Annotated in this window: 13 protein-coding genes and 2 pseudogenes; 8 read left to right on the top strand and 7 right to left on the bottom strand. The window is 55.9% G+C overall.

Translation table 11 applies throughout. From position 1 onward, the window contains the following. Nucleotides 1-30 precede the first annotated feature (30 nt). Entirely contained in the window at nucleotides 31-858 is an 828-nt protein-coding gene (locus ACMXYI_RS27770) for an arylamine N-acetyltransferase family protein (RefSeq protein WP_415770165.1), read from the top strand. Between the two features lie 3 nt (nucleotides 859-861). On the opposite strand, the gene ACMXYI_RS27765 is transcribed toward ACMXYI_RS27770, so the two are convergent. Continuing rightward, entirely contained in the window at nucleotides 862-1,347 is a 486-nt protein-coding gene (locus tag ACMXYI_RS27765) for a hypothetical protein (protein WP_415770163.1), read from the bottom strand. A 241-nt stretch (nucleotides 1,348-1,588) separates the two neighbouring features. On the opposite strand from ACMXYI_RS27765, the gene ACMXYI_RS27760 reads away from it, so the two are divergent. From ACMXYI_RS27760 to ACMXYI_RS27730, 7 genes are all read left to right on the top strand, one after another. Then, a complete protein-coding gene (locus ACMXYI_RS27760; RefSeq protein ID WP_415770161.1) occupies nucleotides 1,589-3,106 on the top strand; it encodes a nucleobase:cation symporter-2 family protein in 1,518 nt (505 codons plus the stop codon). 474 nt (nucleotides 3,107-3,580) lie between these two features. Further along, a complete protein-coding gene (locus ACMXYI_RS27755) occupies nucleotides 3,581-4,156 on the top strand; it encodes a TetR/AcrR family transcriptional regulator (RefSeq protein WP_071550876.1) in 576 nt (191 codons plus the stop codon). Between the two features lie 397 nt (nucleotides 4,157-4,553). Beyond that, complete coding sequence (locus ACMXYI_RS27750; RefSeq protein WP_104910643.1) at nucleotides 4,554-5,108, top strand: OsmC family protein; 555 nt, start codon at nucleotides 4,554-4,556, stop codon at nucleotides 5,106-5,108. A gap of 98 nt (nucleotides 5,109-5,206) precedes the next feature. Continuing rightward, nucleotides 5,207-5,980, top strand: coding sequence for an SDR family NAD(P)-dependent oxidoreductase (locus ACMXYI_RS27745; protein WP_415770158.1), 774 nt, complete (start codon nucleotides 5,207-5,209; stop codon nucleotides 5,978-5,980). 105 nt (nucleotides 5,981-6,085) lie between these two features. Further along, nucleotides 6,086-6,658 carry a TetR/AcrR family transcriptional regulator gene (locus ACMXYI_RS27740; protein ID WP_415770157.1) on the top strand — a complete coding sequence of 191 codons (573 nt, stop codon included), beginning with the start codon at nucleotides 6,086-6,088 and terminating at the stop codon, nucleotides 6,656-6,658. Nucleotides 6,659-6,681: 23 nt separating this feature from the next. Continuing rightward, nucleotides 6,682-7,380, top strand: coding sequence for a DsbA family oxidoreductase (locus ACMXYI_RS27735; protein WP_415770156.1), 699 nt, complete (start codon nucleotides 6,682-6,684; stop codon nucleotides 7,378-7,380). A gap of 63 nt (nucleotides 7,381-7,443) precedes the next feature. Next, on the top strand, nucleotides 7,444-7,773 hold the full coding sequence (locus ACMXYI_RS27730; protein ID WP_415770154.1) for a thioredoxin family protein: 330 nt from the start codon (nucleotides 7,444-7,446) through the stop codon (nucleotides 7,771-7,773). Between the two features lie 14 nt (nucleotides 7,774-7,787). On the opposite strand, the pseudogene ACMXYI_RS27725 reads toward ACMXYI_RS27730, so the two are convergent. The 6 genes and pseudogenes from ACMXYI_RS27725 to ACMXYI_RS27700 all read right to left on the bottom strand — a co-directional run. Further along, nucleotides 7,788-8,033 (bottom strand): annotated as a pseudogene (locus tag ACMXYI_RS27725) (glutathione-regulated potassium-efflux system protein KefC); the annotation flags it as partial. 156 nt (nucleotides 8,034-8,189) lie between these two features. Next, nucleotides 8,190-8,408 (bottom strand): tautomerase family protein, encoded by a 219-nt coding sequence (locus ACMXYI_RS27720; RefSeq protein ID WP_415770152.1) that lies wholly within the window; start codon nucleotides 8,406-8,408, stop codon nucleotides 8,190-8,192. 48 nt (nucleotides 8,409-8,456) lie between these two features. Beyond that, a complete protein-coding gene (locus ACMXYI_RS27715; RefSeq protein ID WP_415770150.1) occupies nucleotides 8,457-9,563 on the bottom strand; it encodes an alkene reductase in 1,107 nt (368 codons plus the stop codon). A gap of 44 nt (nucleotides 9,564-9,607) precedes the next feature. Then, nucleotides 9,608-9,940 carry a carboxymuconolactone decarboxylase family protein gene (locus ACMXYI_RS27710; RefSeq protein WP_014860758.1) on the bottom strand — a complete coding sequence of 111 codons (333 nt, stop codon included), beginning with the start codon at nucleotides 9,938-9,940 and terminating at the stop codon, nucleotides 9,608-9,610. Between the two features lie 218 nt (nucleotides 9,941-10,158). Next, nucleotides 10,159-10,501: pseudogene (locus ACMXYI_RS27705) on the bottom strand (integrase domain-containing protein); the annotation flags it as partial. Nucleotides 10,502-11,410: 909 nt separating this feature from the next. Beyond that, nucleotides 11,411-12,733: a tyrosine-type recombinase/integrase gene (locus ACMXYI_RS27700; RefSeq protein WP_415770148.1), complete on the bottom strand. Its 1,323-nt coding sequence runs from the start codon at nucleotides 12,731-12,733 to the stop codon at nucleotides 11,411-11,413. Nucleotides 12,734-12,864: the final 131 nt, after the last annotated feature.

Here is a 12,864-nt window from a genome sequence, read left to right as displayed (position 1 = left end):
AAATCCGGCGCCATGCATAAGGACTGAGCAATGAGCGAGCCACACCTGAGCAATCTTGCGTTGTACCTGCAGCGCCTGGACTTCGACGCGCCTCCGGCGCCGACCCTGGAAACCCTGCGCCAACTTCAACTGCGCCACACCGGCGCCTTTCCGTTCGAAAACCTCAGCACGTTGTCGGGCCAACCGGTGCTCATCGACCTGCCGTCTATCGAACAAAAGGTCCTGCACGATGGACGCGGCGGTTACTGCTACGAACTCAACAACCTGTTCCTGGCCTTGCTCCAGACGCTGGGCTTCGACGCTCGCGGCATCTCCGGCCGAGTGGTCATGGGCCAACCCGAAGGCGCATGGACCGCCCGTACACACCGCTTGAGCCTGGTAACCCTGGACGGCGTGCGCTACATCACCGACGTCGGCTTCGGCGGCATGGTGCCCACCGCACCGCTGATGCTCGATACCCCGGCTGAACAGTTCACACCTCACGAGCCCTATCGCATCGAGCAGCACGAGGATGGCTACACCCTGCGCGCCAACGTCGGCGGCGAATGGCGGGCGATGTACATTTTCGATTTGCAGCGCCAGGAAGACATCGATTACGCCGTCGGTAACTGGTACGTCTCGACCCATCCCGAATCGTCGTTTGCCAGGCAGCTGATGGTGGCGCGCACCGGCGAAGGATGGCGCCGCACGCTGAACAACGGCAGTTTTGCGATTCATCGGATCGGCCGTGAGACTGAACGGCGGCAGGTGACTGATGTGGATGAATTGCTGGGGTTGTTGCGCAGCGAATTCGACATTCGGGTGCCGCGGGAGGCGGCGTTGCGCCGGGTTATTGAAGGGCTGATTCAACAGCCCTGAGCCTCAAAGCTGCAGACCCTCCTGTACCACCGAAAGCAGATTGTCTTCGGTCATGGCAATCGCATCCGGCTGTTGCCCGGATTGATCGATCGCTTGCAGCCACCACTGTGTCTCGCCGTGTTCGCTCACGGTTCGCAGCATCGAGAGTGCTTTCCCTTGGGTGCGGATCTCGACCCGCCCGGCACCATCCTCAGTGAAACGAGCAACGGGGTCGAAGGTGATGCTGTGGTGGTTGCTTTCAATCAGTAACTGGTCGATGGCGTAGTCGTAGGTCGCCCCATCGGGATGACGCTCGAAGACGTGCGTCGGCACTCGCCGGATGTTCAGCCCGGCTTCGCTGAGCGGCGCCAGCCAGGATTCGATGAGGTGGTACAGCTCGTAAACCTGTGCAGGCCAGCTGTCTATTTGGTGATCTGCACGAAGTGTCTCGTCGGCGCTGGAGTGCTGGGTTTGCTTCAGTTTTGCGGCGAGTTGGTCAGCCTTGCTCATGTCGATTTCCTATCGTGGTCTCAGTGAGAGCGTACCTCTATCAAAGTAGTGCACGTCTTGCCTTGCGTCATGTTGCCGGGAGGTGTTGGCTTCATATCAGGGATGCTGCGGCGCAAGTCTCTGGTGTGAAATGGCTATGTGTCCATCATCTGACCGATTAGTTGTATACAACTCTATAGACATTTGTCCTGGGTCTTGCATACAGTGTGCGCACAACAAAAACCAGGGAACCCCCCAAACCATGAAAACGCCCCATGTTTCACACCAACGGCCTGAGGATGAAAATCTCGGGGTCGGCGCGAATATGGCTTACGGCCTGCAACACGTTCTGACCATGTACGGCGGCATCGTCGCGGTGCCTTTGATCATCGGCCAGGCGGCCGGGCTCTCGCCGGCGGACATCGGTTTGTTGATTGCTGCTTCATTGTTTGCAGGGGGGCTGGCGACATTGCTGCAAACCCTGGGCTTGCCGTTTTTCGGCTGCCAATTGCCGCTGGTACAGGGCGTGTCTTTCTCTGGCGTCGCGACGATGGTGGCGATTGTCAGCAGTGGCGGGGAGGGCGGGTTTCAATCGATTCTCGGGGCGGTGATTGCCGCGTCGTTGATCGGCCTGCTGATCACGCCGGTGTTCTCTCGGATCACCAAGTTTTTCCCGCCGCTGGTCACGGGCATTGTGATCACTACCATCGGCCTGACGCTGATGCCAGTCGCTGCACGCTGGGCCATGGGCGGCAACAGCCATGCCCCGGACTTCGGCAGCATGGCGAACATCGGTCTGGCGGCGGTGACGCTGGTGCTGGTACTGCTGTTGAGCAAGATCGGCAGCGCGACCATCTCCCGTTTGTCGATCCTGTTGGCGATGGTTATCGGTACGGTGATCGCGGTGTTCCTCGGCATGGCGGATTTCTCGTCCGTCACTCAAGGCCCGATGTTCGGCTTCCCGACACCGTTCCATTTCGGCATGCCGACCTTTCACTTCGCCGCGATCCTGTCGATGTGCATCGTCGTCATGGTGACCCTGGTGGAAACCTCGGCCGACATCTTGGCGGTGGGTGAAATCATCGGCACCAAAGTCGACTCCAAACGCTTGGGCAACGGCCTGCGCGCCGACATGCTGTCGAGCATGATCGCGCCGATCTTCGGCTCCTTCACCCAAAGCGCGTTCGCCCAGAACGTCGGGCTGGTGGCGGTGACCGGGATCAAGAGCCGCTTCGTGGTGGCTACCGGCGGTTTGTTTCTGGTGATCCTCGGTTTGCTGCCATTTATGGGCCGCGTCATCGCGGCTGTACCGACTTCTGTCCTCGGTGGCGCCGGTATCGTACTGTTCGGCACCGTGGCGGCGAGCGGTATTCGTACGCTGTCCAAGGTCGACTACCGCAACAACGTCAACCTGATCATTGTCGCCACCTCCATCGGCTTCGGCATGATCCCCATCGCTGCGCCGAACTTCTACGACCACTTCCCAAGCTGGTTCGCCACGATCTTCCACTCGGGCATCAGCTCCTCGGCGATCATGGCGATCGTGCTGAACCTGACCTTCAACCACCTCACTGCCGGCAACTCCGATCAGCAGTCGGTGTTCGCGGCCGGTACTGAGCGCGTCCTGCGTTATCAGGATCTGGCAGCGTTGCGTGAAGGGGATTATTTCAGCGAAGGCAAGTTGCGTGACTGCGACGGGAATGAGATTCCGGTGGTGGAGGTGGACCATGGACCGGCGGAACCGCGCTCGGTGCATGCGAAAAGCAGTGAGCATGTCTGACGGTTTATAGCGGGAGGAAAAGATCGCAGCCTGCGGCAGTTCCTACATGTAGGAACTGCCGCAGGCTGCGATCTTTTGACTTTATGAAAAGCCACAAAAAAGCCCCTGAACCTTTCGATTCAGGGGCTTTTCGATATTGCTGTCTGGCTCCCGACCTGGACTCGAATGAAAACTTAAGTACCTGTTTTACAATAAATTCATGCTGATTTCTAAAGTCTTTATCCCTACGATTATCCTAATCAAGCCAGTATTTTATGCGAGTTCTTTCAGTACCTCATGAGCGCGGCAGCGGCAACAGTAGAAAATTAATAATCTAACGTTGGGCCTATTTCACTGAGGAGAATGCAGCGCTGTGAAACGGCTGACTGCTTGTGGCCGATTCCAGAGGGTGGTTCATAGGTGCGCAACCTGAGCGCTGTCTTATGAAGAAGTACTAATTTATGATGCCGCATTGATAAATTTGGAAACGGCATCATGAGTACACGTTCCGACCTCCTGACCAGCGCTGAGATTCTGTTGCGTACCAAGGGCTACGCAGCCTTCAGCTATGCCGATCTGGCGGAAGACATCGGTATCAAGAAGGCGAGTATTCACCACCACTTTCCCACCAAAGAAAGTCTGGCGATCGCCATCGTTGAGAGTTATCTGTTCCGGTTCAAGAATCAGCTGGAATGCATCAATGATGAAAATACCGGCATTATCGATCGGCTCAATGCCTTCGCCCTGATGTTCGCGCAAAGCAGTAAAAACGCGATGCTTCCACTCTGCGGCGCCCTGGCAGCGGAATTGCTGGCTTTGCCTGAAAGCCTAAAGGAATTGACGCGGGACTTTTTCGAAATCCATCTCAATTGGCTTCAGGCCAATATCGCACTGGGCCAGGCGGCAGGGGAACTCAAAGCTGAGCTGGACGGCGTGAAGGTTGCCAGGTTCATCTTGAATACGTTGGAAGGTGGCAGCTTTGTATCTTGGGCGCTGAGCGACAATTACGAACAGTCTTCAGGATTTGATTTCATTTTAGATGGGCTTCGGGTTACCGAAACGCATCACTGAGGTTCGATCAGCTTTTTTCTGCGTCATAAAACGACCGATTCTGCCCCTGCTGGCTCGGTCCGTTTTCCCGCCTCGTAAGTGGTTTCAGCCGCTTAGCTCGCACTCTCTGAATTCTTTTTGCGCGCACTCAATCTGACGAGCGTACGTCTAGTCTCGCATTTGGGTTGCGGATACCTACCCATGTCTACACTTTCGGTGTGTGACCAGAAGTACAAGATTAAGTAGAAATTACTGCATTGTTATCGGAGTTATCCCTATTCAGGAAAACTCTGTCGAAGCTGGTTTTTTTTGGCGATTGGTTATAAGAAGAATAATCTATTGATCGACAACCTACTAGTTGGTAGGCTTGTTTCTCTTCCGGGCCAAACGCCCGGTCCATCCGAAGAGGAACGAACACATGAGCAACAACCTGAATGGTATCGATGTCGCCGCACTCCAGCAGTTTGCCCAAGGCGTTGCTGAGGATGCGACCAAGCGCCACGCGAGCTTCAACGTCAAGACTCAGTGGAAAGGCCAGACTCGCTCTGTGGCCAAAGTCAATCGCTACAGTCTGGCCGGTGAAACCTACTCGCGGGATTTCGAAATCGTCGCCGATGAGCCTAATGAATTGCTGGGCCAAAACACTGCGCCTAACCCTCAAGAGCTGCTGATGGCCGCTCTCAACGCCTGCATGTCGGTCGGTTATGCCGCCAATGCCGCGATGATGGGGATCAAGATTCACAGCCTGGAAATCGAGACTGACGGCACCCTCGACCTGCGTGGCTTCCTGGGCATCGACGAAAGCGTCAACCCGGGCTACGACGAAGTGAGTGTAGTGATTCGCCTGCATACCGACGCCTCCCGTGAGCGTGTTGAAGAGCTGCACAACGTGGTGCTCAAAACCTCTGTCAACTACGCCAACTTTTCGAAAGCTATCCGTATGGTGCCGACCCTCGAAGTGCGTGAGGGCTGATTCGCTCGTTTCAAAGAGATTCAAACCTTGCGTGCACCAGCAGGCAGCCAGCCGCCTTGGTGCCGACCCTAATTAGTTCTGGATAACCGGAGTCTGCAATGAACGATTTTTTCAAAGGTAAAAAACTGCTAGTTGTCGGTGGCACCAGTGGCATGGGCCTGGAAACGGCCCGCATGGTGCTCAAGGCAGGCGGCAGCGTAGTTCTCACCGGCAGCAAGCAAGACAAGGCTGATGCGGTGCGTAACGAGCTGAGCTCGCTGGGCCCTGTGTCGGTGATCGTCGCCAACCTGATGACTGAAGAGGGCATGAATTTCGTTCGTATGGAAATCAATGCCAACCATCGCGATATCAGCCTGATGGTGAACTCCGCCGGGATCTTTATTCCCAAGCCGTTCACCGAGCACGATGAGGCCGAGTACGACATGTACCTGTCGCTCAACCGCGCGACCTTCTTCATCACTCAGGCCGTGGTCAAGAACATGCTGGCCGCCAAGCTTGAAGGGGCAATTGTCAACGTCGGCTCCATCGGTGCACAGGCCGCATTGGCAGGTTCGCCGGCCTCTGCCTACTCCATGGCAAAGGCAGGTTTGCATGCGCTGACACGCAACCTGGCAATTGAGTTGGCTCACTCGGGTATTCGGGTCAACGCTGTCTCGCCAGGGATCGTTCACACCTCGATCTATGAAGGGTTCATGGACAAAGAGGCGATCCCGGAAGCGATGAAGTCGCTGAACGATTTCCACCCGTTGGGACGAGTCGGCGTTCCCGAAGACGTCGCCAACACCATCCTGTTCCTGCTGTCGGATAAGACGTCCTGGGTGACTGGCGCAATCTGGGACGTGGATGCTGGAATTATGGCTGTTCGGGCCTGACCACAGTGGCGAGCGCGGCCTGATGAAAGCTCCCATCGCGGGAGCTTTCACGCCTTCACTCAGTACAAGTGAAAGTAGGCTGAATGCTGGCTGCAGGAGTCTTCAATGTCGATCACGACAAAAGCAGCGCTGTTGAGAGCTGCGGAAACCCAAATGCGCTCCAAGGGCTATTCCGCGTTCAGTTATGCCGATCTTGCGGCGCAGATCGGCATTAGAAAAGCCAGTATTCACCATCACTTCCCGACCAAGGAAAGCCTGGGCGCGGAGTTGATCAAGGACTACATCAAACGCTTCGATGCGACCCTCAGTTCGATCGAAGAAACGCATGTCGATCCGCTGCTGCGGCTTCGTGGTTTTGCCCGGCTTTTCATCCTCAGCGCCAACGAGGGGCTGCTGCCCTTGTGTGGTGCCCTGGCGGCAGAAATGGCGGCACTGCCGCTGTCGCTGCAAGGGCTCACTCGGGCGTTCTTTGAAACCCAGCTCGATTGGCTTCAGGCCACCCTCAATGCAGGGGGCCGGCAGCGCAACTGGTCGCTGGACAAACCCGTTGAGACCTACGCGTTCATGCTGCTGAGCAGCTTGGAGGGCGCGAGCCTTATCGATTGGACATTGGGCCGATCAACCGACCCGTTGGCAGGCTTCGATCATTTGCTTGAAACGCTGGTAACGCGGTCTTAATTTCTTTGAGTACAGGACTAGACATGCAAACTTCTTCGAAAAAATATGCAGTGGATATCTGGTCTGATTTTGTTTGCCCTTGGTGCTGGGTAGCCAAGCGCCGATTCGAGCAGGCGCTCGATAAATTTGCTGAAAAAGACAATGTACAAATCAACGTCAGGGCCTATCGTCTGGCGGCGAATCACGCACCAGAGCCTATGATCGCGGCCCTTAAACGCAAGCTCGGCAATCCGGATTCCGCTGTCGCAATGATGAACACCGTCAGTAAATATGGTCGGGCCGATGGGCTTGACTACCGCTTTGACAGCATGCTGTTTGGCGATACCGCAGATGCCCATGTACTGGTCAAGGCGGTTGCGGACGAAGTCGTTAAAAAACGCTTGGTCGAGGCGCTGTATGAGCAAAGCACCTCCCATGGTCAGTCGCTGTTTGATCGCGGCAGCCTGGAGGCCATAGCCAAGGCCGTAGGTGTTTCGGACGCGTTAATCCAACGGGCGTGGTCATCCGTTGAATTGCGCGTAGAGATGGAGGAAGACGAACATATCGCCGCGCAACTAGGTTCGGGCGTGCCTTTGTTTGTATTTGATAATGCCTTCTCATTGTCCGGTGCTCAGCCTGAGGCTGCTTTTCTTGAAGCGCTGAACAAGATGCAGGAGAAGTCGAAAGTCGAAGATGACGCATTCAGCAGTCAAGTCTGCGGCATAGATGGCTGCAAAATTTGATCAGCAGAAGCGGTGCGGCACTGGGTTGTGCCGCCCTTCATCCATATTGAGAGCGAGATCCAAATGAGCCGTATCGTTGAGTTGAGTGCTCAGCAGTTCGCCCGCTTTGTGGCCAAAGGCAGCAGCGTCGTGCTGTTTTCAGCGTCCTGGTGCAAGCCTTGTCAGGAGATGAAGCCGGTCTTTCATGCTTTGGAAGAAAAGCTTCACTCCCTGGCGGCTTTTGCAAAGATTGATGTGGCGGTGTCTCCGACGATCGCGCAAATGTACGGTATCCGGGCGGTGCCATCCTTGGCAGTGTTCCATGAGGGGCGGCTGCTGCGGGTCATACCCGGATCCCGTTCAGTTGGAACAATGAAAAAAGCCATTCTTGCGGAGTTGGAAGAGGCGATTTAACCGAACCTCCTCCATCAGCGGTCAGGCTGATCAGCCTGGCGTTCTTTTTCATCCCTCGGGTGTGGATTTGCTCCGGACCAGTTATCGATGGGATGAGCGCGGTCTTCGTTGAAGATTTCCGTTAACAGCTCGTTGGCCCGTTTGTAGGCGTCATACTTGAACTCGGTATCATCTACCGGCTGCGCGGCCATTTCTTCCAGCATCTCCAGGTTCAGGCGACGGAATCGATCCGCTCGTTCGCGGGCTTTGTAGCGACCAATGCTAGAAGCTCTGCCTGTTCTAGGTGAGCGTAATGATCAGAATCATTGGGAGCATTCCACGACAAATCGCGAGTTCATTCAGAACGAAAAAACTCTCTGGTCGGTGGGCATAAAGATGCCCAGCGACCAGAGAGTCGCTTCTTGGGGATGGAACCCTTATTTACCTACTTGCAGTTTCAATATGTCCTGCGCAGTCACGGGTTCGCCAGCGATTCCCCAATCTCCGCTTTTGACCTCTTCGAAGATGATCCAGGTGAGGGCGCGCATGTTTTCACCTTCTACAGACACCATGGCGTCCGTCACTTTCTGGATGACTTCGGCTTTCTGCTTGTCGGTAAAAACGCCTTCAATGCCTTTGATGGTAACGAGAGGCATGGTGTGCTCCTTAACGTCTGAAGTGGACAGTGATGAAACAGCGAATAATCAGGCTTTGGCTGCAATGTATTCCGGGTAGTCGGTGTAACCCTTGGCAATGCGATCGCTGACACCGTAGTAAGTCGCGCGATCACCCTCTGCCAGTGGCCAGCCGTTCCGCATGCGCTCCACCAAATCGGGGTTGGCGATGTAGGCCGTACCGAAGGCGATCAAGTCGAGTTCACCTTTAACCAGTTCCGACTCAGCGAGGGCTTGGTTAAACCCACCGGCGGCCATCAAGGTACCCTTGTAGACTTCACGGAACGCGGCGCCGAACCCCGGCGGCGTTTCAGCGGCGACGATGGTCGGTTGGTAGTTCAGGTGGACGTAGGCCAGTTCGCGTTCATTAAGCGCTGCCGCCATGCTCATCCAGGTTTCTGCTTCACCTTCGTACACACCAAAGTCATACAGGCGGCCAAACGGCGAGAACCGTACGCCAATCTTCGAGCCGCCGATTTCGGCAGAAATCGCGTCAATGGTTTCCAGCAGAAAGCGCTGGCGATTGGCGATCGAGCCACCGTACTGGTCGGTACGGGTGTTCAAAGCGCTGCTGAGGAACTGATCGAACAGGAACCCGTTGGCAGCCATGATTTCGATACCGTCAAAACCGGCCTCCATCGCCATACGCGCAGACTTCACAAAGTCAGCGATGACACGTTTCACTTCTTCCGTTTCCAGCGAACGGGGCACGCTGGGTTGCACAGCGCCGGATTCACCAGGCTCGATCCAGGCATACACCGTGGTATCGACCGCCGGCTGAGTACCCGAAGAAACCGGAACCATGCCATGCACCGAAATATGGGACATACGGCCAACGTGCCATAACTGCGCGAAGATCTTCCCGCCCTTGGCATGCACCGCGTCGGTGACCTGACGCCAGCCTGGCAAGTGTTCGTCGGCATAAATACCTGGGGTGTACAGGTAGCCACGGGCTTCGTCGGAAATCGGCAGGCCTTCGGTGATCAGCAGACCAGCAGAAGCACGCTGTGCGTAATACAGCGCGGTGAACTCGTTAGGGATGTTGTCTAGTGTCCGGGTGCGGGTCATGGGGGCCATAACGACCCGGTTTTTTAGCGCAGTACCGGACAGATCGTAAGGGGTGAACAGCTTATTCATGATTAGTCTCGAAGTCGTTAACAGGTTGAAAGTTAGCGTTTGATTTACGACTTATCGAATGCGTCCAGCACATGTGTGCTGTACACCAACGCGGCACCGGCGTTCATGTTGATTGCCACGCCCAGTGCTTCGGCGACTTCTTCACTGGTGACGCCAAGTTTCTTGGCTTCGGCGGCGTGGAAGGCGATGCAACCGTCGCAGCGGGTGGTCACGGCCACGGCGAGGGAAATCAGTTCGCGGGTCTTCGCGTCCAGGTGATTGGTCTTGCCGCCGGCAGCGCCGAGCGCCGCCATGCCTTTCATTGTTTCCGGAGACAGGCCGTTTAGTTCTACCAAGCGAGTATTGATGTCTTTGCGGGTTTGCTTCCAATCTTGCATGGGATTCTCACAGGGATGGTGTTAATTACAGTTATCTAAAAACTTGCTAATAAGCTACCATCCAGTTGGTAGGCGTACAATGTGTTCGTGCTGATTTTCACTATCAACGCAATCGAAGGTATTGATAATTTGGTCCCGAACAATAGGAAATCGCTTCATAGGGATGACAATTACTGGACTGTTGATTGTCAGCACCGCTTGCTGTCAGGCATCGTCGAGACGCTCACATACTGATCGCCGCGGAGCGCCGTCATGGTTCGATTCACACTGGACAACCGGTTTTGCGCGGTGGCGATGCCGATATCGCACTTATTCAACTTGCTGACGCAGATGTCCGGCGTAGTCCAGCAAGGCCTGCCGATCAATTTGTCGCGCATCGTTAAACCCTGGTCCATTCTCCAAGCGACACCACCGAACAAACGCCTACCAGCGATCACTGTGCGCCTGCACCGTGCCGTAATGCCCGCCGCCAAATAGATCGCACAATGCCTGCGGCCCGGCATAGCTCAGTTGCCGGCCATAGCCAAAATTGCGTCTATCTCGCCTGCCCGCTGGTGCCATGATCGAACTCCTCTCGAAGCCAAACCTTTGAAACTTTCCCCACGTCATCCCGCCAAGGATGTTGAGTGTTATCAGGGATCAAGGCCCCTGCGACCTGTGAGGGGTGTCCACTAACGCGGGACTGGCGGCTCTTTACGACCGGGAGCTTGGGCATCTCATGATCTGGCCTCCTGAACACTTCCGAAGAAGTGGGCGGGTGGAGGCTGCGCTGGCTGACGAGACCAATGCCGCGAGATCCTGAGTCGGGTGAAGGCAGCGAGGCAATGACCGGGGCATGCCTGACTGTCAGTCAGGTGCAGTCCATTCCGTGGGCTGCGGCACCATCATCTGCATCGCTGTTGCTGGTGACTTCGGTGTTTGTCACGCCGATTGTCACGAGGGGGAATGCCGCAAAGCCTTGTACGAGGTGGGCTGCAGCAGTGGTAGGAGCGCCCGTCTCTTTCCGGGAGAAAGAGACGGGCGCAGGTTGGCGCAATAAAATGGCCAAGCGAATAGGTTGCTGCAAGGCAGCTATGAAAGGGGGAAGTTGCCGCAGTGGGCACACTGGTAAAAGTAGGCATCCATCACATCGCTGTGAGCGTGCGAGCCGCCGGACGCTAATCGCACTTTGGGAGAACCACCACGGTGTGGCGTAGCCTTAAAGGTTCTGGCTACCTGGGTTGCTGTCAACGACAGCGCTTGCACGGTCTTTTCTACGCCCACGGATAAACAGGGTCAAGGCTCGTTTTTCCGAGAATTCTGCGGCTGAGAATGACATCAGCTGTCTATGGAAATCATTGGTTTCCATAAGACGGTTGCGCCGATTTTTAGATTTTTCAAGTGAGGTCCATCCAAGCAGGGCGGCTTTGCAGCCCTGTTTGGATGGGCCCGCGTGGACAAGCGGATCACTGAGGTATGAGAACCGAGCGCTTACTCAGTTGCGCCACGTTTTGCTTTTAGGCGAGTGACATTCGCACCCGTCTGATTGGCGAATTCGCGTGGGCTGACATGCTTCTGCTGATTAGTCTCAAGGTAGCGACTCCACCAGTTCATGATCAGCCTGCGCTCCTCGATGAACTCGGCCTTGTGGATGTAAGCGGCGCGGACGTTGTTGCGTTCCTTGTGGCTCATCTGCCGCTCGATGGCTGTGTCCGTCCACAAACCTGACTCGATCAGTGCGCTGCAGGCCATCGAACGAAACCCATGCCCACAGATCTCGGATTTGGTGTCGTACCCCATCTTCCGAAGCGCGCTGTTCACCGTGTGTTCGGACATTGGTTTCCAAGACTTGGTATCGCCTGCGAACACCAAGTCAAATTTGCCTGTGATTGCGTGGATCTGCTCGAGCAGGGCGATCGCTTGCGGCGATAAGGGTACAAGATGGATATCGCCTGCCATCTTCGTACCCCTTGTGGAAAAGGGTACGCCTTCCAACGCTGGTCGCGTGTCGGGTATTTCCCAGACGCCACGTTTGAGGTCGAACTCGCTCCAGCGGGCGAAGCGCAGCTCGCTGGAGCGTACAAACACGTGCAGCGACAGCAAGACCGTCAGCCGGGTAAGTGCGCGACCTCTGTAGGTGTCGATACGCTCCTGCAATTCAGGCAGACGCGATAAGGGTAAAGCAGGGCGGTGAATCACCCTCGGGGCTTTGATCAAACCTTCAAGGTCGGAGGCAGGGTTTGCCGCGATCTGTCGAGCACGTTTCGCCTCGCGCATGATGCTTTGTAGGTGGTTTTGTACCCTTAAAGCGACGTCAATCGTGCCGCGTTTCTGGATCGCTTCCAGAGGTTGCATCAGATCATGGGTGTCCAGATCGACAATAGAGCGAGCGCCGATCAGCGGGAAGAGGTGAGTTTTGAGGCGACTCATCACTGTCTTGGAATAGTCCGGTGCCCACTTGGCTGACATTTCCGTGTGCCAGCCGAGGGCAACGCTTTCAAAGGTGCGGCCTTTGATCAGAGCGTCCGTCTTGGCTTGGTTCTTGGCTCCTATAGGGTCAGTGCCATCCGCCAGCATTCGCTTGACCTCCAAGCGCTTGCGGCGCGCATCGGCGAGGCCAACGATGGGGTAGTTACCGAATGAGGTCAGTCCTTCCCGGCCATCAGGTTTGACGTATCTGAGACGCCAGCCTTTGCGGCCATTGGGTTGGACTAGAAGGTAAAGGCCGTCGCCGTCGAAAAGCTTGTAGGCGCGGTCTGTGGGCTTGGCCGAACGGCAAGCGGCGTCGGAGAGTGGAGCAGTGGTGCGCGACATAAGGGTACTCCCTTTTATCGAACTGATCTTTATCCCAAACTCTACCCTTAAAATGGCTGGTACTTACCGGAATCCAACAGAACGCCAAAACGAAAAAACCCGCCATAAGGCGGGTTTTTCGGGGAGGTCAG

This window comes from Pseudomonas lyxosi (assembly GCF_047758685.1).
GTDB classification, from domain to species: Bacteria; Pseudomonadota; Gammaproteobacteria; order Pseudomonadales; family Pseudomonadaceae; genus Aquipseudomonas; species Aquipseudomonas lyxosi.
The sequence above is the reverse complement of the archived record's forward strand: the minus strand, read 5'-3'. Positions and strand labels throughout refer to the sequence as shown.

Excerpts from the sequence above, each read along its gene's own strand:
- ACMXYI_RS27770 (WP_415770165.1), top strand. The coding sequence starts at position 31 with ATGAGCGAGCCACACCTGAGCAATCTTGCGTTGTACCTGCAGCGCCTG.
- ACMXYI_RS27765 (WP_415770163.1), bottom strand. The coding sequence starts at position 1,347 with ATGAGCAAGGCTGACCAACTCGCCGCAAAACTGAAGCAAACCCAGCAC.
- ACMXYI_RS27760 (WP_415770161.1), top strand. The coding sequence starts at position 1,589 with ATGAAAACGCCCCATGTTTCACACCAACGGCCTGAGGATGAAAATCTC.
- ACMXYI_RS27755 (WP_071550876.1), top strand. The coding sequence starts at position 3,581 with ATGAGTACACGTTCCGACCTCCTGACCAGCGCTGAGATTCTGTTGCGT.
- ACMXYI_RS27750 (WP_104910643.1), top strand. The coding sequence starts at position 4,554 with ATGAGCAACAACCTGAATGGTATCGATGTCGCCGCACTCCAGCAGTTT.
- ACMXYI_RS27745 (WP_415770158.1), top strand. The coding sequence starts at position 5,207 with ATGAACGATTTTTTCAAAGGTAAAAAACTGCTAGTTGTCGGTGGCACC.
- ACMXYI_RS27740 (WP_415770157.1), top strand. The coding sequence starts at position 6,086 with ATGTCGATCACGACAAAAGCAGCGCTGTTGAGAGCTGCGGAAACCCAA.
- ACMXYI_RS27735 (WP_415770156.1), top strand. The coding sequence starts at position 6,682 with ATGCAAACTTCTTCGAAAAAATATGCAGTGGATATCTGGTCTGATTTT.
- ACMXYI_RS27730 (WP_415770154.1), top strand. The coding sequence starts at position 7,444 with ATGAGCCGTATCGTTGAGTTGAGTGCTCAGCAGTTCGCCCGCTTTGTG.
- ACMXYI_RS27720 (WP_415770152.1), bottom strand. The coding sequence starts at position 8,408 with ATGCCTCTCGTTACCATCAAAGGCATTGAAGGCGTTTTTACCGACAAG.
- ACMXYI_RS27715 (WP_415770150.1), bottom strand. The coding sequence starts at position 9,563 with ATGAATAAGCTGTTCACCCCTTACGATCTGTCCGGTACTGCGCTAAAA.
- ACMXYI_RS27710 (WP_014860758.1), bottom strand. The coding sequence starts at position 9,940 with ATGCAAGATTGGAAGCAAACCCGCAAAGACATCAATACTCGCTTGGTA.
- ACMXYI_RS27700 (WP_415770148.1), bottom strand. The coding sequence starts at position 12,733 with ATGTCGCGCACCACTGCTCCACTCTCCGACGCCGCTTGCCGTTCGGCC.